The 22,150-nt window shown below is 66.8% G+C and carries 22 protein-coding genes; 12 read left to right on the top strand and 10 right to left on the bottom strand.

All coding sequences use genetic code 11. From position 1 onward, the window contains the following. Window positions 1-120: 120 nt before the first annotated feature. From QRN07_RS11855 to QRN07_RS11870, 4 genes are all read left to right on the top strand, one after another. Window positions 121-780: a hypothetical protein gene (locus tag QRN07_RS11855; RefSeq protein ID WP_285241114.1), complete on the top strand. Its 660-nt coding sequence runs from the start codon at window positions 121-123 to the stop codon at window positions 778-780. Between the two features lie 289 nt (window positions 781-1,069). Continuing rightward, window positions 1,070-1,687, top strand: a complete 618-nt coding sequence (locus QRN07_RS11860; RefSeq protein WP_050684197.1) for a DUF47 domain-containing protein — start codon at window positions 1,070-1,072, stop codon at window positions 1,685-1,687. Between the two features lies 1 nt (window position 1,688). Continuing rightward, window positions 1,689-2,702: an inorganic phosphate transporter gene (locus QRN07_RS11865; protein WP_056601618.1), complete on the top strand. Its 1,014-nt coding sequence runs from the start codon at window positions 1,689-1,691 to the stop codon at window positions 2,700-2,702. Window positions 2,703-2,867: 165 nt separating this feature from the next. Beyond that, entirely contained in the window at window positions 2,868-3,275 is a 408-nt protein-coding gene (locus QRN07_RS11870; RefSeq protein ID WP_050684195.1) for a hypothetical protein, read from the top strand. A gap of 69 nt (window positions 3,276-3,344) precedes the next feature. On the opposite strand, the gene pstB is transcribed toward QRN07_RS11870, so the two are convergent. The 4 genes from pstB to pstS form a co-directional block, all read right to left on the bottom strand. Next, window positions 3,345-4,124 (bottom strand): phosphate ABC transporter ATP-binding protein PstB, encoded by a 780-nt coding sequence (pstB, locus tag QRN07_RS11875; protein WP_050684194.1) that lies wholly within the window; start codon window positions 4,122-4,124, stop codon window positions 3,345-3,347. A gap of 61 nt (window positions 4,125-4,185) precedes the next feature. Then, window positions 4,186-5,298 carry a phosphate ABC transporter permease PstA gene (gene pstA, locus QRN07_RS11880; RefSeq protein WP_050684193.1) on the bottom strand — a complete coding sequence of 371 codons (1,113 nt, stop codon included), beginning with the start codon at window positions 5,296-5,298 and terminating at the stop codon, window positions 4,186-4,188. Next, a complete protein-coding gene (pstC, locus tag QRN07_RS11885) occupies window positions 5,299-6,231 on the bottom strand; it encodes a phosphate ABC transporter permease subunit PstC (RefSeq protein ID WP_050684192.1) in 933 nt (310 codons plus the stop codon). A 105-nt stretch (window positions 6,232-6,336) separates the two neighbouring features. Continuing rightward, a complete protein-coding gene (gene pstS, locus QRN07_RS11890) occupies window positions 6,337-7,458 on the bottom strand; it encodes a phosphate ABC transporter substrate-binding protein PstS (RefSeq protein ID WP_050684191.1) in 1,122 nt (373 codons plus the stop codon). A 233-nt stretch (window positions 7,459-7,691) separates the two neighbouring features. On the opposite strand from pstS, the gene QRN07_RS11895 reads away from it, so the two are divergent. Next, window positions 7,692-8,819, top strand: a complete 1,128-nt coding sequence (locus QRN07_RS11895) for an FUSC family protein (protein WP_050684190.1) — start codon at window positions 7,692-7,694, stop codon at window positions 8,817-8,819. Here QRN07_RS11895 and QRN07_RS11900 read toward each other — a convergent pair. The 4 genes from QRN07_RS11900 to QRN07_RS11915 all read right to left on the bottom strand — a co-directional run bounded on the left by QRN07_RS11900 (window position 8,816) and on the right by QRN07_RS11915 (window position 13,845). Then, window positions 8,816-9,676 (bottom strand): PRD domain-containing protein, encoded by an 861-nt coding sequence (locus QRN07_RS11900; protein ID WP_050684189.1) that lies wholly within the window; start codon window positions 9,674-9,676, stop codon window positions 8,816-8,818. The genes QRN07_RS11895 and QRN07_RS11900 overlap by 4 nt on opposite strands. A gap of 40 nt (window positions 9,677-9,716) precedes the next feature. Further along, a complete protein-coding gene (locus QRN07_RS11905; protein WP_285241115.1) occupies window positions 9,717-11,129 on the bottom strand; it encodes a glycoside hydrolase family 1 protein in 1,413 nt (470 codons plus the stop codon). A gap of 48 nt (window positions 11,130-11,177) precedes the next feature. Continuing rightward, complete coding sequence (locus tag QRN07_RS11910; protein ID WP_056601625.1) at window positions 11,178-13,082, bottom strand: beta-glucoside-specific PTS transporter subunit IIABC; 1,905 nt, start codon at window positions 13,080-13,082, stop codon at window positions 11,178-11,180. A gap of 175 nt (window positions 13,083-13,257) precedes the next feature. Beyond that, complete coding sequence (locus QRN07_RS11915; RefSeq protein WP_050684186.1) at window positions 13,258-13,845, bottom strand: TetR/AcrR family transcriptional regulator; 588 nt, start codon at window positions 13,843-13,845, stop codon at window positions 13,258-13,260. An 83-nt stretch (window positions 13,846-13,928) separates the two neighbouring features. Here QRN07_RS11915 and QRN07_RS11920 point away from each other — a divergent pair, with 83 nt between their 5' ends. Next, window positions 13,929-14,330 (top strand): DUF952 domain-containing protein, encoded by a 402-nt coding sequence (locus QRN07_RS11920; protein WP_050684185.1) that lies wholly within the window; start codon window positions 13,929-13,931, stop codon window positions 14,328-14,330. A gap of 43 nt (window positions 14,331-14,373) precedes the next feature. Here the strand turns inward: QRN07_RS11920 and QRN07_RS11925 are convergent, their stop codons facing one another. After that, window positions 14,374-15,012: an ANTAR domain-containing protein gene (locus QRN07_RS11925; RefSeq protein WP_056601628.1), complete on the bottom strand. Its 639-nt coding sequence runs from the start codon at window positions 15,010-15,012 to the stop codon at window positions 14,374-14,376. A gap of 170 nt (window positions 15,013-15,182) precedes the next feature. Here QRN07_RS11925 and radA point away from each other — a divergent pair, with 170 nt between their 5' ends. Then, complete coding sequence (gene radA / locus QRN07_RS11930; protein ID WP_050684183.1) at window positions 15,183-16,556, top strand: DNA repair protein RadA; 1,374 nt, start codon at window positions 15,183-15,185, stop codon at window positions 16,554-16,556. A 30-nt stretch (window positions 16,557-16,586) separates the two neighbouring features. Here radA and QRN07_RS11935 read toward each other — a convergent pair whose 3' ends face one another. Continuing rightward, window positions 16,587-16,847, bottom strand: a complete 261-nt coding sequence (locus tag QRN07_RS11935; protein ID WP_056601630.1) for a hypothetical protein — start codon at window positions 16,845-16,847, stop codon at window positions 16,587-16,589. Window positions 16,848-16,964: 117 nt separating this feature from the next. On the opposite strand from QRN07_RS11935, the gene QRN07_RS11940 reads away from it, so the two are divergent. The 5 genes from QRN07_RS11940 to QRN07_RS11960 all read left to right on the top strand — a co-directional run bounded on the left by QRN07_RS11940 (window position 16,965) and on the right by QRN07_RS11960 (window position 22,148). Further along, window positions 16,965-17,435 carry an NUDIX hydrolase gene (locus QRN07_RS11940; RefSeq protein ID WP_056601632.1) on the top strand — a complete coding sequence of 157 codons (471 nt, stop codon included), beginning with the start codon at window positions 16,965-16,967 and terminating at the stop codon, window positions 17,433-17,435. A 97-nt stretch (window positions 17,436-17,532) separates the two neighbouring features. Beyond that, complete coding sequence (locus tag QRN07_RS11945) at window positions 17,533-18,420, top strand: LysR family transcriptional regulator (RefSeq protein WP_056601635.1); 888 nt, start codon at window positions 17,533-17,535, stop codon at window positions 18,418-18,420. A 177-nt stretch (window positions 18,421-18,597) separates the two neighbouring features. Further along, window positions 18,598-19,512: a 5-dehydro-4-deoxyglucarate dehydratase gene (gene kdgD / locus QRN07_RS11950; RefSeq protein WP_056601637.1), complete on the top strand. Its 915-nt coding sequence runs from the start codon at window positions 18,598-18,600 to the stop codon at window positions 19,510-19,512. Between the two features lie 26 nt (window positions 19,513-19,538). Continuing rightward, window positions 19,539-21,149, top strand: a complete 1,611-nt coding sequence (locus QRN07_RS11955) for an aldehyde dehydrogenase (NADP(+)) (RefSeq protein WP_285241116.1) — start codon at window positions 19,539-19,541, stop codon at window positions 21,147-21,149. A 165-nt stretch (window positions 21,150-21,314) separates the two neighbouring features. Continuing rightward, entirely contained in the window at window positions 21,315-22,148 is an 834-nt protein-coding gene (locus tag QRN07_RS11960; protein ID WP_050683548.1) for a putative hydro-lyase, read from the top strand. Window positions 22,149-22,150 lie beyond the last annotated feature (2 nt).

The raw sequence follows: 22,150 nt of genomic DNA on the forward strand, positions 1-22,150 counted from the left end.
TAACCCATGAATCCGGCGCCTGGGCACGCGACCCGGGCGCCGCCGTCGTGCCTCTCCCGCCACGCCTGAAGGCCGGGGGGGCGCTCGATTTCAGCGGCGGCACAGGAGTAGCGTGGGGGCATGAGCGAGCAAGCAGCACCTACTGCCTATGGCGGCGCAAATCGGCACCACAAGCCGAAGCCTTTCGCCCCCATCGATTTCGAGCCGTTTGCCGGCGGCGCGGATCCGGCGCGGGTCTCCGAGGCCGCCCACCTTGCAGCCCAGGCGCTGGTCCGGCACGGCCGCGACAGCGACGACCCCGTCATCACCGAACGGCTGGTCCGCCTCGCCGACGAACAGGGCCTGGAAGCAATCGCCGAAATGTGGGCCGAAAGCCCCGCCCGGTCCCTGCCCGGCGCCTTGTGGCGGCTTTACGCCCTCCGCGCGGCAACGGTCCAGGATCCCGAGCGGATTTCCGTGTACTTCCGGGCCGGCAAGGACACGGCCCAGGTGGCCAACGTGGTGGCAGGTGCTGCCGAGCCGCCCGGAGCCGAGGAAATGACGGCCATGGCGGACGCCATCCTTTCGGGGGCGTTCGACGGCGAGTTCGACGTTGCGCTGGAACGTTCCGCCGCGTTTTGCCGCGTCGTGGCGCTGGGCCAGGCCACGATCGCCGACGGTGCCGAGCACTCCAACGAAGCCCATGCCAGCAAGCTGACCCGCAATTCCCACCAACTGGTGAAGACGGCCGAGGACCTAGAGCACGCTGCCAACGCCTGGCGGCTGGGCGAACTGGACTGACGGCCGCCCGCACCCGGGCCGCCGGATCTGTCAAGGTTGACTTGCGCGAATCAAAGTAGAACACTGAAACCGGTGCCGAGCCGCGAAACCCCCGGGCTTCAACATTCAGCCGCCTAGAGCGGCCTACCGCCGAGAGGCGTATCCGGTTCGGCACCATTTTTCTGTCCTCTTCCGGTCCCGTTCCAAGGCACCAGACCCGGGCCGGTAGAGTTAGCCCCAGTTGCGCGCCGGCGTCAAGTCACACGGCAGCAAACCCTGCCCTGTACTTTCCCCGGAGACCGGTAAACACGTGAAGCTGCGCCTTTTCCCCCAGGAGCCCGCCGGGCTGAACCTCCTCTCCCAGATGGCGCAGCAGATTGTGCTGGCCACGGCCACCCTGGCGGAAATCCTCGGCGTTCCGGCCTCCGAGCACGGCAAACTCGTGGACGACATGCATAACCATGAAGCCAGGTCCGCGGAACTGCACTTTGCGCTGCTGACCCATATGCGCACCAGCTTCGTGAACCCGCTCCCCCGCGAAGACATGTACGCCCTTTCCCGTTACCTCAACGAAGCCATGGAAAAGATGGACGCGGCAGCGGACCTGGTGGGCCTCTACAAGCTGGACCGGCTGCCCAAGCGCGCCGCGGACCAGCTGGAAATCATCAGCAGGCAGGCGGAGCTCACCGTGGACGCCATGCGCCGGCTGAACAACCTCGATGACCTCGAGGATTACTGGATCGAGATCCTGCGGCTGGCCAAGCGTGCGGAACGGACCCACCGGGTATGGGTGGCGGACATGATCGCCGACATGAAGTGGGCCCAGTACTCCCGCAACCGTGACATTGCCAACCAGCTGGTGGAAGTCACCAAGGACATGCGGCGCATCGCTACCCAGGTGGGTAGCATCATCGTCAAGGAATCCTGAAGTGACAGCTGTTATCTTCGGCGCGGTGGTGGTGCTCACCGCCGCGTTTGCTTTCCTCAACGGCTTCCGCGATGTTTCCACCTCTGTGGCCCTGGCCACCCGGACCAGGGCGCTGACCCCCAGCGTCGCCGTGCTGCTGGCCGCCTTCTTCAACCTGGTGGGGGCGCTCCTGAGCGCCAGCCTCGCCGTGGCTGTCGCCAGGACCTGGATCAGCCTTCCACCCGGCCCTGAGGGCCTGGGGATCCTGACTGCAGGCCTGGTCAGTTCCTGTGCGTGGGGGCTGCTGATGTGGCGGCGCGGAATTCCGGCGTCGTCGACCCACGCTTTGGTGGGCGGCCTGGCCGGCGCGGGGCTCGCGAGCCTGGCCGTCGGCGGCGGTGGCGTGGGAGGGGTGGACCAGTCGCTGCTGTTCCAGGTGATCCTGCCGCTGCTGCTGTCGCCGGTGGTGGCTTACAGCGGAGCTTTCCTGCTGGTTTATCCGGCCACCTGGGGCGCCCGTTACACCCAGCCCAATGTGGTGAACCAGCGCTTCCGGCGAAGCCAGGCCATTGCGGCCGGCGCGGTGGCCTTTGGGCATGGTCTCCAGGACGGCCAGCGCGTCAGTGCCGTCCTCCTGCTGGCACTGCTGGCTGCCGGTTATGCCGACGGCGGCTCCATTCCGGTGTGGGTTGCCCTGCTTTCCGCGGTGATGATCACCGCGGGGACCCTCTTTGGCGGCTGGCGCATCTCCTACACCATTGGCCACAAGATCACCCGGATCGATCCGCTACGGGGTTCAGTCGCGCAGATTTTCAGCGCCGTGATGCTGTTTGTGGGTGCCATCGGCCTGCACTGGCCGCTGTCCACCACGCACCTGGTGACCGCATCGGTCCTCGGCGCCGGGGAGAACCAGAACTTCTCCGTCACCAACCGCCGCCTGGTGATCCGGATCCTGGGTCTGTGGCTTCTGACCCCCGTGGCGGCGGCCGCCCTCGGGTTCGTGCTGGCCCTGGCGCTGACGCCGCTGGAGCACTGAACACCCGCGGGACCCTGTACAGGGCATCCGGGGTGACGTAAATTCGAGCATATGTTCCGCAAGGGGGCCGGAACTGCCGTTCGACGTCGTATGCAGGGCAGCGGACGGGTGCCGCTGCAGCGAATCGGCGGCTACGTATGCACCACATGGAAAAGAGCGCACGCCTTGTCCATCCCGAATCAACGGCGGCTCCCGCCCCAACCCCGGCAGCTCCGGTGCGGCAACTGCGGCACCGAACACCACCTGACCATCCACGCCGTCATTGCCCTGGGCAGTTCCGACGGGGACCTGGTCACGGTGTCCTACACCTGCGACGGCTGCCGGCTGTTCCATGAACACCCGGCATACTCGGCGGACGTCTCAGCAGCCCTCAACCAGGTGCGCGGAATAGCCGGCGTGATGGTTTTTGGCGAGGATTTCATCCACTGCGGATTTCCCATGGCAGGGACGGACCACGAGGTGGAACGGCTCAGCTACCGCAACGCCAACACCAACGCCGGGCTCAGCGCCATTTCGCTGCCAACGCGGGTGCTGAAGTGCCGCTGCGGGTTCCACTTGGAGGTCCCGGAATAACGGCAGGCCCCCGGGCGACGGCCTGCCGGAAACGGAAAACTGCCTCCTGGGTCCGCCGGCACCAGAGGTTTATCCGAAGCGGCCGGAGACGTAGTCTTCGGTGGCCTTCTGGGTGGGGTTGCTGAAGATGCCCTGGGTTTCGCCGAACTCGATCAGCTTGCCGGGCTTGCCGGTGCCGGCGATGTTGAAGAACGCGGTTTTGTCGGACACACGCGCGGCCTGCTGCATGTTGTGGGTCACGATCACCACCGTGTACTGGTCCTTGAGTTCGTTGATGAGGTCCTCGATGGCCAGCGTGGAGATGGGATCCAGGGCGGAGCAGGGCTCATCCATCAGGATCACCTGGGGTTCCACGGCGATGGCGCGGGCGATGCAGAGTCGCTGCTGCTGGCCGCCGGAAAGCCCGGAGCCGGGCTTCTCGAGGCGGTCCTTGACCTCATTCCACAGGTTGGCGCCCTGCAGGGAACGCTCCACCAGGACGTCGGCTTCGCCCTTGGAGATCTTTTTGTTGTTCAGTTTCACGCCGGCCAGGACGTTGTCCCGGATGGACATGGTGGGGAACGGGTTGGGCCGCTGGAACACCATGCCGATCTGCGAGCGGACCGTGACCGGGTCCACGCCGGGGCCATAGAGGTTGTCGCCGTCGAGCAGCACTTCCCCTTCAACGCGGGCGCCGGGGAGCACCTCGTGCATGCGGTTCAGCGTCCGCAGGAACGTGGACTTGCCGCAGCCGGAAGGCCCGATGAAGGCGGTGACGGACTTGGCCTCGATGTTGATGGTGACGTCCTCCACGGCGAGGAAATCGCCGTAGTACACGTTCAGGTCCTTGACGTCGATGCGCTTAGACATGGTATTCCTTCACTGACTGGGATGAATTGATGGGGGGTGGCCCGGGCGGGGCGGCTGGAGGTCAGCGGCCGGCTTTGGGCGCGAAGACGCGGGCGATCAGCCGGGCCGCGAGGTTCAACACCATCACCAGGATAATCAGCACCAGGGCGGCGCCCCACGCCCGCTGCGAGGACGGGTCCGGGTTGGCCGGCGAGGTGGGGTTCAGGATCTGCGTGTAGATGAAGGTGGGCAGCGAGGCCATCCACCCGCCGAAAACGTTGGAGTTGATGCTGGTGGCAAACCCGGCCGTCACCAGGATGGGGGCCGTCTCGCCGATGACGCGGGCGATCGCCAGGGTGACGCCGGACGCGATGCCGGAGATCGCCGTCGGGATGACCACCTTAAGGATGGTCCGCCACTTGCGCACGCCCAGGGCGTAGGCAGCCTCACGGAGTTCGTTGGGCACGATCTTCAGCATTTCCTCGCTGGAACGCACCACTACGGGGATCATCAGGACGGAAAGCGCGACGGCGGCCACGGCGCCGGTCTTGGTGCCCGGCCCCACCACCGCGAAGAAGAAGGCGGCCGCGAAGAGGCCCGCAACGATGGACGGGATTCCGGTCATCACGTCCACAAAGAACGTGATGGCCCGGGCCAGCCGGCCGTCATTGCCGTATTCCACCAGGTAGATCGCGGTGAGCAGGCCCACGGGAACGGAGATGATGGTGGCCAGCAGGGTGATCTGGATGGTGCCGAGGAGGGCGTGGTAAATGCCGCCCAGCACCGGGGCTCCGTCCTCCACCGCCCGGTTGTCATAGACGCCGGTGACGCCGTTCATGGAGCTGGTGAGGAAGCCGGGGGCCAGCAGGCCGGGGACTCCGTTGACCAGGACAGTCCAGATGACCGAGACCAGGGGCAGCAGCGCCACGAGGAACGAGCCAACCACCAGGCAGGTGGCCAGTTTGTCCTTGGCGCGGCGGCTGCCTTCGACGGCGGCGCTCCAGGACACCAGGCCCACGGCGAACAGGACGGCCGAGACGATGCCCCAGCCGAAAGCGTTGAAGCCCACCAGTGCCAGGATGGCGGCGCCGACGATCAATGCGGCCGCCAGGACCACCAGCGGGGCGTACTTGGGCAACTGGCCCTTGGTCAGCGCCGAGCGCTTGCTGCGCACGGGGGTGAGGGTGGAGGTCATTTAGTTGGCTCCCGAGAATTCTTTGTGCCGGCTGATGATCCAGCGCGCGAGCATGTTCACGGCCAGGGTGATGACAAACAGGACCAGGCCTGCGGCGATCAGCGTGCTGACCTTCAGTCCGCTCGCCTCGGGGAAGTTCAGGGCGATTTCCGCTGCGATGGTCTGGTTTCCGGACTGGATCAGGCTGGCGGTCAGTGCCCCGGAGGACAGCACCAGGGCCACGGCCATGGTTTCGCCCAGGGCACGGCCCAGGCCCAGCATGATGGCGCTGATGATTCCCGGCCGCGCAAACGGCAGGACGGACATCCGGATCATTTCCCAGCGGGTGGCGCCGAGCGCCAGGGCGGCCTCTTCATGCAGTTTGGGGGTCTGCAGGAAGATTTCGCGGGACAGGGACGTGATGATGGGCAGCACCATCACGGACAGGACGATGCCTGCGGTCAGGATGGTTTTGCCGGTGGCGGACGCCGGGCCCTGGAAGATGGGCAGCCAGCCCATGTTGTCGGCCAGCCAGTTGTAGATCGGCGAGATTTCCTTGGCCAGGAACGCTGCGCCCCAGGCGCCATAGACCACGGAGGGGATGGCAGCGAGCAGGTCCACCACGTAGCCCAGGCCGGCGGCGAGGCCGCGGGGGGCGAAGTGCGAGATGAACAGCGCCACGCCGATGGCGATCGGGGTGGCGATCACCAAGGCGATGACAGCGGCGATGAGCGTGCCCACCACGATGGGCCCGATGTAGGTGAAGAAGCCTGCGCCGCCCTGTATTTCGTCGGCGGGGGCGGTCAGGGCCGGGATGGCCTGGACCACAAGGAAGAGTGCGACGCCGAAAAGGACGGCGAGGATGAGGCAACCGGCGGCGAGCGCGGCGCCGGAGAAGACTTTATCCCCGGCGCGGCCTGCGCCCTGGGTGCTGGTCAGGGAGGTGGCGGTCATTCGACGGCCCTTCGATCGGGAAATGGAGCTGGCGGATGAAGCGGACACAACCACGTTCCCCGCCCCGCTTTTTGGCGGAGCGGGGAACGTGGGGTCAATGCTTGGTTAGGACTTGACCTTGATGGACTCGATCGCCTTGGTGGCCTTCTCCGCGAGGGCGGCGGAGAGCGGCGCCGACTTGGCGGAGTCCGCTGCTGCCTGCTGGCCGGCGTCGGAAACCACGTAGTTTTCGAAGGCCTTCACCAGGTCAGCCGTTTCCTGGGTGGCGTAGGTGCTGCAGACCACGTGGTAGGAAACCAGGACCACCGGGTAGGCGCCGGCTTCAGTGGTCTTGCGGTCCAGCTTGATGGCAACGTCGGTGGCCGAGCGGCCTTCGACGGGGCTGCCTGCTTCAACGGCCTTGGCTGCTGCTTCGGCGGAGATCTTGACGAATTCCTCGCCGACCTTGATGGCGGCGGTACCCAGCTTGCCGCCCACGGCGGAGTCATCGGCGTAGGTCACGGCGCCCGGGGTGTCGGTGACGGTCTTGACCACACCGGAGGTGCCCTTGGCGTTTTCGCCCTGGAGGGCTGCGGGCCAGACGCCTGCGGACTTGTCGGTCCAGACCTCGGGGGCTGCTGCGGCCAGGTAGTCAGTGAAGTTGGACGTGGTGCCGGAGTCGTCGGAGCGGTTCACCGGGGTGACCTTGAGGTCCGGAAGCGTGGTGCCCTCGTTCAGGGCGGCGATGGCCGGATCGTTCCAGTTGGTGATTTCGCCGCGGAAGATCTTGGCGACGGTGGCGGCGTCGAGCTTGAGCTCGGTGACGTTCGGGACGTTGAAGGCCACGGCGATCGGCGAGATGTAGACGGGAATGTTGATGGCGCCGTCGGGACCGCACTGGGCCTTGGAGGCTTCGAGCTCTTCGTCCTTGAGGTAGGCGTCGGAACCGGCGAACTGGGCGGAGCCGTCGATGATGGCCTTGCGGCCTGCGCCGGAGCCATCCGGGGAGTACTGCACGGTGGCGCCGGAGTTGGCGGCGGTGAAGCCGGCCTTCCAGGCGTCCATGGCTGCGCCGGTGGAGGAGGCGCCGATGCCGGTCAGGGTGCCGGTGACCTTGGGGCCGGCTGAGGTGGAGTCGCCGGCGGGCGTGGTTCCGGTGGCGTTGTCAGAACCGCAGGCGGTGAGCGCGAGAGCGCCGGCTGCAATAACAGCGAGAGCCGCGTGGCGGCCGAAGCGAAGTGCCTTCACAGGATGTACCCCTTCCAGGGTGATTCAGGTGCGGACAGGGAACGGAGAGCCCTGCTGCGCGATGCGTACGTTCAGTACCTTCAAGAAAGCTATGGGGTGCAGGTAACGGGACGGGCGCCCCAAAGTGAACGGAGAATTAACGACCGCGGGATATTGGCTTACAACTGCCGGGTCACCATTGCGCAGATCACACTTCGGGCCGTAGTACACGCCCCCGCCATAGACTGGAACGCATGGCTTCCGCAGCAGGACTTTCAGCAGGCAGGCGGTTCCTGCACGGCCGCATCAGGACCGGGATGATCCGCAGCAGGAACTCCCTGGTCCCGGCCATCCAGATGACGGTCTGCGCGGTGGGCGCCTACGCGTTTGCCGAATACGTGCTGGGGCATTCCGGGCCGCTGTTCGCTGCCACGTCCTCGCTGCTCGCCCTGGGCTTCTCCCGCGAACCCCGGCTGCGTCGGGTGGTGGAGGTGGGGCTGGGCTGCACCATCGGCATCGCCGTGGGTGACCTGCTCCTGCACTGGCTGGGCGGCGGAATCTGGCAGGCCGCCGTCGTGCTTCTTTTCTCCATCCTCCTGGCCCGGTTCCTGGACAGCGGCACCATCTTCACCACGCAACTGGGGCTGCAGTCACTGCTGGTGGTGCTCCTGCCGGCGCCCGACGGCGGACCGTTCACCCGGAGCATCGACGCCGTAGTGGGCGGCCTCTTCGCCCTGCTGATCACGGTGCTGATTCCCAAGGATCCCCGGCGGGAACCGCGCAAGGACGTCCGGAAACTGCTGCACGAACTGGCCGAGGTGCTGCGCGAATGCGGTGACGCGCTGGCCAACAGCGATTCCACGCAGGCCTGGCACGCGCTCATCCGGGGCCGCAACTGCCAGCCGCTGGTGGACGGAATGCGCCAGTCGCTGCGGACCTCCGGCGAGGTGGCCACCCTGGCCCCCGCCTACCGCAGGCACCGCGACGAGCTGGACCGGCTGAAGGAATCGCTGGACTTCATCGACCTGGCGCTGCGCAACAGCCGGGTGTTCGCGCGCAGGCTCACCAGCGCCATCAACCACGCGGCCCTCTCCGACGAGGCCACGGAAAACATCGCCGAGGTGCTGCAGGAAACCGCTGCCGCCATCGAGGAACTCTCCCTTGGCCTGGCTGAACAGCAGGACGGTGCCCGCCGCGCACACCTGCGCACTGCCCGCCGCGACCTGAGCGAAATCGCGTTGCGCCTGCATCCTAAGCTGCTCCAGGTGCAGCGGCTGGAGGGCGAAACGGTGGTGATGCTGTTCCGGCCGCTGATGGTGGACCTGCTGGAGGCCACGGGAATGGACGCGCAGGAAGCCCGGGACGTGCTGCCGGCGCTCTAGCCGGCCGTCTGCTGGGACAGGCGGAGATCGTCCGCCATCCGGGCCACATGCAGGGTGAGGTAAGTGACTTCGTCCTCGGTGAGCGGCTCCCCCAGCCGCAGTTCCAGGACCGCCTGGAGCTTCAGGGCCGTGCCGTAGGCATCCGGGTACGCCTGCCGGATGGCCAGGCCCAGTCCGGTGGCGCCTTCGGCGAGCTGCCTGCCGGTGTGGGCGCGGACAAAGAAATACCGAAGGTGCGTGATAAAGCGGGCCGCGTTCACCGTTTCCCGGTCGAAAGCCCGCCCGTAAGCCTGTTCCAGCACCTCGAACAGCTGCGCGAACACCCCTGTCATCTGGTACGTGTGGGAGAGGTCGCCACTGGCAAAACCGGCGTTCACCAGATGCAAGGCAATGGCGATGGCCTCTTCCGGCGGCAGGTTCTCCGCCAGCTGCCGGTTGACGTAGTCAACAATCTGCTGCGCCATCCGGAGTTCGTCCGGGTACAGGTGGGCCACTTCGGCCCGCAGCGGGTAGTCCATGGCCAGGCCCTGGCGGAGCCGTTTGATGGCGAAGCTCAGGTGGTCCGCGAGCGCCACCACGGTGGTGGAGTTCAGCGGCCCGGACATTCCGGCGCGGGCTATTTCCAGGGCCTGGTCCGCCAGGGCCAGGTGTTCGGGCGGGATGGCCGCCACCAGGGCGCCGAAGTTGTCCGCGTTGCGCCCATCCTCCGGGACGAACACCTGAACCACTTTGGCCTCGTCCACCTGCTGGCCGGGCTTGGCCTGGAAGCCCAGGCCGCGGCCGGTAAGGATGACTTCGCCCTTACCGGCCGCGCGGGCGAGGACGACGTTGTTGTTGAATACGCGCAACACTTCCATGTCGTCCTCCATTCTTCGTTGAGCGGGTTTCAGCGGGGTACTACTTTTTCAGGCTGGCGCCGTTCGAAGCGATGACTTCCTTGTACCAGCCGTAGGACTTCTTGGGGTAGCGGGCCAGCGAGCCGGTGCCGTCGTCGTTCCGGTCCACGTAGATGAAACCGTAGCGCTTGCTCATCTGCGCCGTCGAGGCGCTGACAATGTCGATGCAGCCCCAGGAGGTGTAGCCCAGCAGCTGGACGCCGTCCTCGATGGCTTCGCCGGCCTGGACCAGGTGGTCGTTGAAGTAGTCGATCCGGTAGTCGTCAACCACCGTCTTCCCGCCGTCGACCTCCACCAGGGTGTCCACGGCGCCGATGCCGTTCTCCACAATGAACAGCGGCTTCTGCCAGCGGTCCCAGTAGTCGTTCAGGACCACGCGGAGGCCCTGCGGATCGATCTGCCAGCCCCACTCGGAGGCCTTGAGGGTGGGGTTGGGGACGCCACCCATGATGTTGCCGGCGCCCTTGATCTTTTTGGCCGGGTCCGCTGTCTCGCAGATGCTCATGTAGTAGCTGAAGGAGACAAAGTCCACCGTGTGCTTGAGGTCTTCCCTGTCCTGGACGGTGATCTCCAGCTCGATGCCCTGGTCCCGGAACCTGCGCAGCAGGTAGCCCGGGTATTCGCCGCGGCAGTGGATGTCGCCGAACGCGTAGCTGTCCTGGGCGGTGTGCATGGCTGCCACCACGTCCGAGGGGTCCGGGGTCAGCGGGTAGGTGGGCAGCGCGATGATCATGCAGCCCACCTGCGCGGCGGGCATCAGTTCGCGGGCCAGCTTGGTGGCGCGGGCCGAGGCCACCAGTTCGTGGTGGATGGCCTGGTACAGGTCCTGCTGGGTGAGCTGGTCCTTGGGCGTGGGGATGCCGCCGGAGAGGAACGGCTCGTGGATGACCGAGTTGATCTCGTTGAACGTCAGCCAGTACTTCACCCGGGCGCCGAAGTTTTCGAACAGGGCGCGGCAGTAGTTTTCGTAGAAGCCGATCAGTTGCCGGTTGGTCCAGCCGTTGTACTTCCGGGCCAGGTGCAGGGGCGTCTCGTAGTGGCTGATGGTGACCATCGGTTCGATGCCATGCTTTTCCAGCTCGTCCAGGAGACGCGAATAGTACGCGAGGCCTTGGGCGTTGGGGCTGGCCTCATCGCCGAGGGGGAAGATGCGGCTCCAGGCGATGGAGAAGCGGAAGACCTTGAACCCCAGGTCGGCGAAGGCTGCGATGTCTTCCTCGTAGCGGTGGTAGAAGTCGATGGCCACCTGCTTGAGGTTGTCCGGGGTGGGGCCCTCGGTGGGGGTCTCGGTGATGCCCTTGGGCATCACGTCCTGGATGGAGAGGCCCTTGCCGCCCTCGTTGTACGCGCCCTCGATCTGGTTGGCGGCGGTGGCGCCGCCCCAGAGGAAGCCCTTGGGGAATGTGGTGGTCACAGTACGTTTCCTTTGCAGTGCGGGAATGGGGAAGCCGGCAGGTGCCGGTCAGACCTGGACGGTGATGGCGGTGTCGCCCTGGGCCAGGGTGCCGCCGGTGACGGCGTCCACGCTGGCGAGCTGGGCGGTGTTGGTGACCATCACCAGGGTGGTGGTGTCGTACCCGGCCGCGGCGACGGCGGCGAGGTCGACGACGGCGAGCAGGTCGCCGGCGCGGACCTGCTGGCCGCGGGTCACGGCAGCTTCGAAGCCGCGGCCGTCCAGCTGGACGGTGTCGATGCCGATGTGGACCAGGACTTCCACGCCGCTGTCCGACTTGATGCCGTAGGCGTGGCCGGTTTTCATGGCCGCCTTGATGGAGCCTGAGATCGGGGCGTAGATGCGGCCGTCGGCCGGGATGATGCCCAGGCCCTTGCCCATGGCGCCGGAGGCGAAGACCTTGTCCTGCACGTCGGCCAGGGCGATTGCCTGCCCGGCGACCGGGGCGATGATATCCACGGCGCCGGTGACCGCTGCAGCCGGGACGGGCAAAGCCGCCTCCAGCGCAGCCTCTGCGGGCGACGGGCCGGAAGTGCCGGCGTCGGCCGATTCAGGCGCCGCTGCTTCGCGGGGGCCGAAGAAGAAGGTCAGGGCGAAGGCGATGGCAACGGCGACGCCGGTGCCGGCGAGCTGCAGGCCGAAGTTGCCCACCGTTCCGAACGCGGGCAGGCCCAGCAGTGACGGGAAGACAAACGCGGTGGCGCCGCTGCCGCCTGCTGCTGCGATGGCGCCGCCCACCACACCGCCGGCGATACCGAAGTAGAACGGCTTCTTCAGCGGCAGGTTGACGCCGTAGATGCCGGGTTCGGTGATACCGGCCAGGAAACCGGAGAGCGCTGCGGGGCCGGCTACCGCGCGGCGGGCCTTGTTGTGGGTGCGGAACATTACCGCGAGGGTGGCTGCAGCCTGGGCCAGGACCGCGGCCACCAGGGGACCCATGAGGAGGGAGTAGCCCTGGGTGCTGATTTCGTTGAGCATGCCCGGAACCAGGCCCCAGTGCAGGCCGAAGAGGACAAAAACCTGCCAGAATCCGCCCATGATGCCGCCGGCGAGCCAGGGGGCGAAGGTGAAGGCGGCGTTGATGCCGGAGGAGAGGCCCTGCGCGGCGAAGGTGGTGACGGGGCCAACGGTGAGCAGGATCAGCGGGACCATCACAACGATGGTGAGCAGCGGGGTGGTGAAGTTCCGGATGGCGGCGGGGAGCACGCGGATCAGGAAACGCTCCAGGTAGCCCTGCAGCCAGACGGCCACGATGATGGGGATGACGGAGCTGGTGTAGTTCATCATCACCATGGGGATGCCGGCGAAGCTCAGGGGTTCCGTCGCGGCGGCGAGGGCCACGATGCTGGGGTAGACCAGGGCGCCGGCGATGGCCATGGAGGTGAACTGGTTGGCCTTGAACCGCTTGGCTGCGGTGACGGCCAGGAAGACCGGCAGGAAGTAGAACAAGGAATCCGCTGCCGCTGCCAGGACGATGCTGGTCTGCGAAACGGGGTCCAGCCAGCCCAGCTGGGTGGCCAGGCTGTGGAAGGCCTTGAGCAGGCCGGCGCCGGCGAGGGGCCAGATGATGGGTGAGAAGATCGCGGAGATCATGTCGATGAATCGGTTGAACAGGTTGCCCTGCGGGGCGGCTTCCTGCTCCTGCGCGCTGTCATCGCCGAGCCGGGTCAGCTTGCCCAGTTCCGCGTAGACGGTGGGGACGTTGTCGCCGATGACCACCTGGTACTGGCCGCCGGCCTTCATCACCGTGATGACGCCGGGCAGCTTCTCCACTGCCGGGGTATCCGCTTTGGATTCGTCCCGCAGCTTGAGCCGGAGCCGGGTGGCGCAGTGCGTGGCGCTGGCGATGTTGGCTTCGCCACCCACCCCCTCGAGGATATCTCCGGCCAACGACCGGTAGTCCACATTTGCCATCTCAGACCTCTCTGTCTATTTTTGGGCACAAAAAAAGACCCGAGATGCACGGAGTGTGCTTCTCAGGTCTTGCCTCGTTGCCGAGTAACAATCCTGTAGGCGAAATCGCCTTCGGGACCTGACTATACAGGCTGGCGGAAGCTGCGGGCAAGTGCTTTTCCGGTTGGAATACGGTTTATGCGGCGTCCGGGCAGATGAGGGCCAGGGCGCGGCGCGCGTGGGCCCGCGCCTGCTCCTGGTCGGGTGCCGGCGCCAGGCCGAGGAGCCGCCGGCGGTGCGCCTCGCCAAGCAGCAGCGTGTAGAGCGCTTCGGCGGCCTCCCGGGGGGCTGGCGATGGGGTCCGCTCAATCAGCGCGGCCAGGAAGCTGATGGACCGCTGCGGACCGTGCCGGTAGAAGGCCGCAGCCAATCCGGGGAGGCGGGGTGCCTCCGCGATGACCATCCGGTGCAGCGTCACGGCGTCATCCGAATGCAGGCTCTCCACAATCCGCGCGGCCGCCTCCGCCAGGGAAGTTTCCGGCTCCAGCGCCTGCGCCAGGTACGCGTGCTGGCGGTCCACCGCGGCGGTGAACAGCCCCTCCTTGTCCGTGAAATAGGCGTAGATGGTGCGCTTGGTAACCCCGGCCTGATCCGCCAGCGCGTCCAGGGATGTCCCCGCAAAACCGCAGTGGCCAAAGAGCCGGATGGCCAGATCGAGGATCCGCTGCTGCCGCTCTGCCCGTTCGCCGGCGCTCGGCCTGCCGCGCTTGCGTTCCAGTTCCATGCACCGCTCCTTCACTTTGGCTGCAGTAGCGATTCTACGCACTTAATGACACGATGGCGTTTCATTACGAGGAAGGATTCATCATGAGCGGACAGCGCCTGGTCCATGTGGCCATCGAGGATGACTGGGAGGCCTGCGCCCGCTTCGGCGAATACGACGTGGCAACCCGCGCCACCATGTTTGATGACACCGGCTTCATCCACGCCGCCACCGCCTCGCAGCTGGCCTGGGCACTGACGGGGACCTATGCGGACCTGGCCATTCCGCTGGTCCTGGTGGTGCTCGACGAGGAAGCGCTGGCCGCGGAGGGCGTCGCCGTCGCCTGGGATCCGGAAGGGCCGGCCGACGGCGGGACACCCCCGGTGCCACGCCTCCTCGGCGCGATTCCCACGGAGTCCGCGGCAGTGGTGGCCCGGGTTCCGCTGGAGCGGGCCGGCGACCGGTGGCTGGTCCCGGACCTGGCGGGCCTTGGCGTCCGACCCTAGTTCCTGCGGAGGCGGGCTGGTTTGCTGCGTTGACGTGTGGGCCCTACTGGAGCAGCGGGTGATCCGGTGTTGTCCCGCTTGCGGCGGAAGCGGTGGCACGCTCGATGATTTCGAGGGCGATCACGGACACCTTGCGGTTTGATTCGTTGCTCAACTGGCTCATGAGGGCGTATGCCCCGTCCGCATCGACGCCGGTGCGGCCCATCAGAATGCCCTTGGCCTGCTCAATCGCCGCCCTGCTGCGGGCTGATGCGGCAACGGCCTCCGTGGCGAGCTGGTGACGGTCCGTGTGAATCGATTGGGTCAGGTCCGCCACAACGCCCCACACGCCAACCGGCGCATCTCCCTCAAGGATGTAGTCCGCGGAAAACAACAACTTGTGCTGACGGTTTTTGGCGTCGCGGATGGAGAGGTAAATCGATGCGGGTCCCCCCACGGAGGCAACATGATCCCAATACGCCAGGACTGTCGGGCGGTCTGCAGGCTCGATGTGGGCGAGCGCCATGTCCATCGAGGGAACAATCTCCCCTTTTTCGTATCCATAGATACGGTACAGCCCGGCCGACCAGTGGAAGACGCCTTCCGCGAAGTAATACCTGACGGTCCCTGTGGGGCAGTCCAGGAAAGTGTTGTGCGGCGTCACGGGGGTCCGCTGGTCTGCTGTTTCGCTGCTGGATGTCACTGATGGGCCATTCGACGGGCTTAGTCCCGGCCCCTGCTGGACCGCGAACTTCAAGGAATAGATTAGCGGCTCTTTTACCCGCCGGTGCAGTCTCCATCCGGCCAATCATGGGCTCGCGGTGACGTCCTGCAGGTACGGGGATGTCGGTGCCCGCGGCTAGGGTTGGACGCATGGCAACAAAGACTTCCCGGGCGTCCAAGGCGCCAGCCTACAAATGCGCCGAATGCGGCTGGACCACCGTCAAATGGGTGGGTCGCTGCGGCGAATGCCAGGCGTGGGGATCCGTGGAGGAAACCGGCGCGGCGGTGGCCCGGACCACGGCCGCCACCACGGTTCTGGAACCGGCACGGCGCATCGCCGACGTCGATGCCACCACTGCCGCGTTCCTCCCCACCGGCGTGGACGAGTTGGACAGGGTGCTGGGCGGCGGCCTGGTTCCGGGCGCCGTCATCCTGCTGGCGGGCGAGCCCGGCGTCGGCAAATCCACCCTGCTCCTGGACGTGGCGGCCAAATTTGCCCGCACCGCCCAGGACGTCCTGTACGTGACGGGTGAGGAGTCCGCGGCGCAGGTGAAGCTCCGCGCGGAGCGGATCGACGCCGTCGCCGAATCCCTGTACCTCTCGGCGGAGACGGACCTTGGCCAGGCGCTGGGACAGGTCGAGAAAATCGAGCCGCGGCTGCTGATTGTTGACTCGGTCCAGACACTGAGCAGTGCGGACGTGGACGGCAGCGCCGGCGGCGTGTCCCAGGTCCGCGAAGTGGCAGCCTCCATCATCGCCGCAGCCAAACGGCGCAACATGACCACCCTCCTGGTTGGCCATGTCACCAAGGACGGCTCCATCGCCGGCCCCCGCCTGCTGGAGCACCTGGTGGATGTGGTGTGCCAGTTCGAAGGTGAACGTCATTCCCGGCTGAGGCTGCTGCGCGCCGTCAAGAACCGCTACGGCCCCACGGACGACGTCGGCTGCTTCGACCTCAACGAAAACGGCATCGAGGGCCTCACCGATCCCAGCGGACTGTTTGTCAGCCGCACCAAGGAACCCGTGTCCGGCACCTGCATCACCGTCACCATGGAAGGCAGGCGTCCGCTGCTGGCTGAGGTGCAGTCCCTGCTGGCCGAAAGCCCCAACTCCCAGCCGCGCCGGGCCACCAGCGGGCTGGACAGCTCGCGGGTGTCAATGCTGCTTGCCGTCCTCCAGCAACGCGCCGGCTGCCTGCTCCACAAGGACGATTCCTACGTGGCCACCGTGGGTGGCGTGAAGCTCAGCGAGCCTGCCACGGACCTTGCCGTGGCGTTGGCCGTGGCGTCGGCGAAGGCCCGGAAACCCTTGCCCATCCGGCTGATTGCCTTTGGCGAGGTGGGGTTGGCGGGTGAAGTCCGCCCTGTTCCCGGTATCAACCAGCGGATCCAGGAGGCGCACCGGCTGGGCTTCACGCATGCCGTGGTGCCGGCAAGCCACAACGGGCCCGGTCCTGTACCGCCGGGCTTCTCCGTGCGGGAAGTGGAGCACCTGACCGAGGCCTTGAGCCTGCTCATCGGCTAGCGGCAGCCTGGTGTCCGGCCGCCCACGCCGTCACGACTGCCGCGGCTGGTCCGGGGATTCGTCCGCGAAGAGCCAACCGGAGACGTCGTCCCGCAGCACCACCAGGGTTCCACCGGTGGAGCTCACGTTGCCGGTGGACACGTAGTAGCCGCGCCCGGCGCCCGGTCCCCCGGCCGCCCGGTCGATGGCTTCAAGCAGGTGCCGCGGCAGGTGCCCCTGCGGGCCCAGGTTGCGGAGCTCGGTGTGCTCCTCCGGCGTCAGCCGGCCCAATACGTTCTCGATGCTGGCCATGATGGGTCCCTTCGAGCAAAGTGCCTGAGGGCTTAACCTAGATCAGCGCCATGAATTCGGGGTTAACGCCGGACGGCGGATCAGGGCCGGCCGCGCGCCGGCACAGGGAGGAGCCAGATGCCGGTCCGAAGTGCGGGGATCCTGCTCTACCGGCGGGACAGTGCCGCCGGCCTGGAGGTCTGGATCGGCCACATGGGCGGCCCCTTCTGGGCCCGGAAGGACGCCCATGCCTGGTCCATCCCGAAAGGCGAATACACCCCGGACGAAGACCCGCTGGCGGCCGCGCTGCGGGAATTTGCGGAGGAGATGGGGACGGACGCACCGGACGCCGAGTACCGCCTCCTGGGGGAATTCCGCCAGTCCAGCGGGAAGATCATCACCGTGTTTGTCGCCGAACATGACTTCAACCCCGGAATTATCGCCAGCAACACCTTCCCGTTGGAATGGCCCAGGGGTTCGGGCACCATCCGGGATTTCCCGGAGATCGACGATGCCCGCTGGTTTTCCCTCGAAGAGGCCCGGCTGAAGCTGGTCAAGGGCCAGCTTCAGGTCCTGGATGCGCTGGTGGAGCTGGCCCGGCTGGATTGACGCGCGGACCGCCCGCCCGCCCGCCGCCGCCGCCGCCGCCGCCAGATATGATGCCTCCAAGGATTTGGCCGTACACCGTTGATACCCGGAAGGCATTATGTTCACCTTCGACCAGCTGGCAGGGTTCGTCGCCGTCGCCGAGGAACTGCACTTCGGCAGGGCCGCCGAACGCCTGAACATGACGCAACCGCCCTTGAGCCGCCAGATCCAGAAACTGGAGGGGATCGTCGGCACCGAGTTGCTGGAGCGGGACAACCGGAAGGTGCAGCTGACCCCCGCCGGGCTGACGTTCCTTGACGAGGCGCGCCGCCTGATCACGCTGGCTGAGCGGGCTCCTGCCACAGCCCGGAGAATCGCTTCCGGTCGTTCCGGGGTCCTGCGGATCGGGTTCACGGCGGCCGGCGGCTTCAGCGTCCTGGGCCCACTCCTGGAGCAGATCTCCGGCATCATTCCGGACGTGGACATCGAACTGCAGGAACTGGTGACCGGCGAGCAGCTGGACGGACTGCTGACCGGCGAACTGGACCTGGGCCTGGCGCGCCCGCCCTTTGACAGCCGGACCTTCGATTCGCGGTTGCTCTCCCACGAAGCCGTGATGCTGGCGGTCCCGGCCGGGCACCCCCTGACGGCGCTGGACCGGCCCATCGGGCCGGAAGACTTCAGTCACGAGGCGCTGATCATGCACTCCCCCACGCAAGCCCGCTACTTCTACGACCTGGTGGTCCGGCTCCTGCCCATCCGCCACGGCAATGTGGTGCACACCGTCAGCCAGATTGTGACGATGGTTTCGCTGGTGGCGGCCAAGCGCGGGGTGGCGCTTGTCCCCTCCTCCGCCACGGTGCTGGGCATCAGCGGCGTCGAGTTCCTTCCCTTGGCGCCCGCACCCGGCAACCAGGTGGAGCTGTACGCCTTGTGGAACCGGAAGGTCAGCAATCCGGCATTGTCACGGCTGCTGCAGGACCTGGAGTTCGACGCCGGCCCGTAGCCCAGCGCGGGCCGCACCGCCCAGTCCTGGTCAGCTAAGCCGTCTGACATCGTAGATACCTGCAAGGTATCAATCTATCCATTAAAAATCTTGGACAGGCATCAAAAGCATTCCTAGGCTGAAGGGAGAAAACAGCCCTCCGCCGGCCAGCCGGCGCCGCAATCAAAGGAACACACCATGGCCAAGTACACCCCCCAGGAACTCGCCGCAACACTCAAGGAGGGACTGCTCTCCTTCCCCGTCACGTCCTTCGACGCCGAGCTGGCGTTCGACGAGGAAAACTACCGTAAGCACCTTGCCTGGCAGGCCAGCTTTCCCGTTGCCGGCCTGTTCGCTGCAGGCGGCACGGGCGAAGGATTCTCCCTGACCCCGGCGGAATCGGCACGCGTGGTGCGTACCGCCGTCGACGAAGTGGGTTCACTGGTTCCCGTCCTCGCCTCGGCCGGCGGCTCCACGGCCCAGGCCATCGAGAACGCGCAAGCCGCCGAGGCCGCAGGGGCCGACGGGATCCTGGTGCTTCCCCCCTACCTCACCGAGGCGGACCAGGCTGGACTGGCCGAGCACGTCAGCGCCATCTGCAGGTCCACCTCACTGGGCGTCATCATCTACAACCGCGCCAACGCGATCTACAAGGACACCACGGTGGCCCTCCTGGCGGACCGGCACGAGAACCTGATCGGCTTCAAAGACGGCGTGGGCGACCTGGAGCACGACGCCCGGGTTTACGCCAAGCTTGGCGACCGGCTCTTCTACCTGGGCGGACTCCCCACGGCGGAGACGTTCGCACTTCCCCTGCTGCAGCTGGGCATGAGCACCTACTCGAGCGCCATGTACAACTTTGTCCCGCAGTTTGCCCTGGATTTCTACCGGGACGTCCGCAACAACGACCGTGCCGCCGTGAACCGGAAGCTCAACGACTTTGTTATCCCGTACCTGGATATCAGGGACCGCGTGAAGGGCTACTCCGTGTCCATCGTCAAGGGCGGCCTGGACGCGGTGGGCCGTTCGGCAGGCCCGGTCCGCACCCCGCTGCAGAACCTGGCGCCGCAGGACCTCGCGGACCTCAAAGCCCTCATCGCCACCCTCTCCTGACCACCTTCCTTCTAGGAGTAAATACCGTGACACTCACCGGACATTCCCTGATCGCCGGCCGGCCTGTCGTCGGCGGCGGCAAAACCGCTTTCGGTTTCAATCCCGCCACGAATGAGCAGCTCGAGCCCGCGTATTCGCTGATCACCGAGGAACAGCTGACGACGGCGACCTCCGCCGCCGCTGACGCGTACCCCTCCTTCAGCACCCTGGACCCCGAAACCCACGCCGCCTTCCTCGAAGCGATCGCGGACAACATCGAAGCCATCGGCGAAGACCTCATCACCCGCGCCACCCAGGAAACCGGCCTCCCCACCGTCCGCCTCACCGGCGAACGCGCCCGCACCACCGGCCAGCTCCGGCTCTTCGCTGCAGTGGTCCGCCAGGGCGATTTCCGCGGCATCCGCATCGACCCGGCCCTTCCGGACCGCACCCCCGCACCCCGGGCGGACATCCGCCAACGCCAAATCCCGCTGGGCCCCGTCGCCGTCTTCGGTGCCAGCAATTTCCCGCTCGCCTTCTCGACGGCGGGTGGTGACACCGCCTCCGCCCTCGCCGCCGGCTGCCCCGTGGTGTTCAAGGCCCACAACGCCCACCCCGGCACCAGCGAACTCGTGGGCCAGGCCATTGTTAAGGCCGTCAAGGACACCGGCCTGCACCCCGGCGTGTTCTCCCTCATCTACGGCCCCGGCGCCAGCATCGGCCAAGCCCTCGTGGCCGACCCCAACATCAAAGCCGTCGGCTTCACCGGCTCCCAGGCCGCCGGCACCGCCCTGACCCGGACCGCCGCCAACCGCCCCGAACCCATCCCCGTCTACGCCGAAATGTCCTCCCTGAACCCCGTCATCGTCTTCGAAGGCGCCCTCACCGGCCCCACCGCCGACATCGACACCCTCGCCCAGCAGTATGTCACCGCGGTCACCGGCAGCTCAGGCCAGCTCTGCACCTCCCCCGGACTGCTCTTCGCCCCCACCGGCGACGCAGGCGATAAGTTCGCCGCCGCCGTCGGCCGCGCCATCACCACCTGCGCCGGGCAGACCATGCTCACCGAAAGCATCGCCGGATCCTGGCACACCGGAGCCCAGGCCCTGGGCTCTGCGGACGGCGTCACCGTCCTCGGACAGGGCGCCGACGGCCAAACCCGCAACGCCCCCGCCCCGGCCATCTACGCGACCCAGGTCAAGGACTTCCTCACCAACGAAATCCTGCACCAGGAAATCTTCGGCGCAGCCTCCCTGGTTATCCGCTACACCACCACCGAAGACCTCCTCGACGCAATCACCCGCCTCGAAGGCCAACTCACCGCCACCCTTCACCTCACCGACCACGACTACCCCACCGCCGCGCCCCTCATCCCCGCCCTCGAACAAAAAGTCGGCCGCATCATCGTCAACGGCTGGCCCACCGGCGTCGAAGTAGGCCACGCCATGGTCCACGGCGGCCCCTACCCCGCGACCTCCGATACCCGCACCACCTCCGTCGGCACCCTCGCCATCAACCGCTTCCTCCGCCCCGTCGCCTACCAAAACCTCCCCACCGAACTCCTCCCCACCCCCCTCCACAACACCAACCCCTGGCACCTCAACCGCCTCATCAACGGCCAACCCACACTGGCGGAAAAGGCCGCCGTGGACGCCTAAGCAGGACGGGAGGGCGGCGACGGCGGGTACCCTGCCGCCGTCGTTCTCTCTGCCGACGCGTCACGGCGTTCAAATATTGTTCAACAATCTATTGCGTGCTTTGCAGACAGTCACTAAGCTGGAATGGCACCGTGACCCGGATCACCGCCAGCTGGATGGAACACCATGAACCGCACGCAGCCCGCCGCAACCGCCTCCCTGGCCAGCGCCGTCCCCCAGCATCCCGCCGGCCTGGCCCCTGCCGCAGCCCGCGCCCTGTTCAGGGCCGGCCTGGTGGCACCCACGGCCGGCTGGAGCGCCGGCTATGCGCAGGCCAACCTGATTATCGTGCCCAAGGCCCAGGCCTTCGACGTGCTGCTGTTTGCGCAGCGGAACCCGAAGCCCTGCCCCATCCTGGGGGTGCTGGACGCCGGTGAAACCAGCGGCGCGCTGCTTGCCGGCGGAGACATCCGCACCGACGTTGCCCGGTATGTGGTGTACCAAAACGGCATCAAGACAGCCGAGCCCACCCATCTCCTCGATTACTGGCGCGAGGACCTGGTGACTTTCATTGTGGGCTGCAGCTTCACGTTTGAAGCCGCCCTGCAGGAAGGTGGCATCCGCGTGGCCCACATCGATCAGGGGGTCAACGTGCCAATGTACCGGACGTCCCTCCGATGCGAGCCTGCCGGCGGGATGTCCGGGCCCATGGTGGTGTCGATGCGGCCCATCCCCGCTTCCCAGGTGGCCGACGCCGTGAGGATCACCTCCCGGTATCCGGCAGTCCACGGCGCCCCGGTGCACGTGGGCAACCCCGCGGAACTGGGAATTACCGACCTCTCCCGGCCCCACTTCGGCGATCCGGTGGAGATCCCCGAGGGCCATATCCCGGTCTTCTGGGCCTGCGGCGTCACCCCACAGGCTGCCGTGATGGAATCAGGGCCACCACTGGCGATCGGCCACGCGCCGGGACATATGCTGATCACCGATGCCCGGGACAGTTCCTACCTGGTGCCCTGACC

This window comes from Pseudarthrobacter sp. MEB009 (assembly GCF_030208875.1).
Lineage (GTDB): Bacteria > Actinomycetota > Actinomycetes > Actinomycetales > Micrococcaceae > Arthrobacter.

What these genes read in the sequence shown, in the direction of transcription:
- QRN07_RS11855 (WP_285241114.1), top strand. Translation starts at nt 121, where the DNA reads ATGAGCGAGCAAGCAGCACCTACTGCCTATGGCGGCGCAAATCGGCAC.
- pstB (WP_050684194.1), bottom strand. Translation starts at nt 4,124, where the DNA reads ATGTCTAAGCGCATCGACGTCAAGGACCTGAACGTGTACTACGGCGAT.
- pstA (WP_050684193.1), bottom strand. Translation starts at nt 5,298, where the DNA reads ATGACCTCCACCCTCACCCCCGTGCGCAGCAAGCGCTCGGCGCTGACC.
- pstC (WP_050684192.1), bottom strand. Translation starts at nt 6,231, where the DNA reads ATGACCGCCACCTCCCTGACCAGCACCCAGGGCGCAGGCCGCGCCGGG.
- QRN07_RS11895 (WP_050684190.1), top strand. Translation starts at nt 7,692, where the DNA reads ATGGCTTCCGCAGCAGGACTTTCAGCAGGCAGGCGGTTCCTGCACGGC.
- QRN07_RS11900 (WP_050684189.1), bottom strand. Translation starts at nt 9,676, where the DNA reads ATGGAAGTGTTGCGCGTATTCAACAACAACGTCGTCCTCGCCCGCGCG.
- QRN07_RS11910 (WP_056601625.1), bottom strand. Translation starts at nt 13,082, where the DNA reads ATGGCAAATGTGGACTACCGGTCGTTGGCCGGAGATATCCTCGAGGGG.
- QRN07_RS11915 (WP_050684186.1), bottom strand. Translation starts at nt 13,845, where the DNA reads ATGGAACTGGAACGCAAGCGCGGCAGGCCGAGCGCCGGCGAACGGGCA.
- QRN07_RS11920 (WP_050684185.1), top strand. Translation starts at nt 13,929, where the DNA reads ATGAGCGGACAGCGCCTGGTCCATGTGGCCATCGAGGATGACTGGGAG.
- radA (WP_050684183.1), top strand. Translation starts at nt 15,183, where the DNA reads ATGGCAACAAAGACTTCCCGGGCGTCCAAGGCGCCAGCCTACAAATGC.
- QRN07_RS11935 (WP_056601630.1), bottom strand. Translation starts at nt 16,847, where the DNA reads ATGGCCAGCATCGAGAACGTATTGGGCCGGCTGACGCCGGAGGAGCAC.
- QRN07_RS11940 (WP_056601632.1), top strand. Translation starts at nt 16,965, where the DNA reads ATGCCGGTCCGAAGTGCGGGGATCCTGCTCTACCGGCGGGACAGTGCC.
- QRN07_RS11945 (WP_056601635.1), top strand. Translation starts at nt 17,533, where the DNA reads ATGTTCACCTTCGACCAGCTGGCAGGGTTCGTCGCCGTCGCCGAGGAA.
- kdgD (WP_056601637.1), top strand. Translation starts at nt 18,598, where the DNA reads ATGGCCAAGTACACCCCCCAGGAACTCGCCGCAACACTCAAGGAGGGA.
- QRN07_RS11960 (WP_050683548.1), top strand. Translation starts at nt 21,315, where the DNA reads ATGAACCGCACGCAGCCCGCCGCAACCGCCTCCCTGGCCAGCGCCGTC.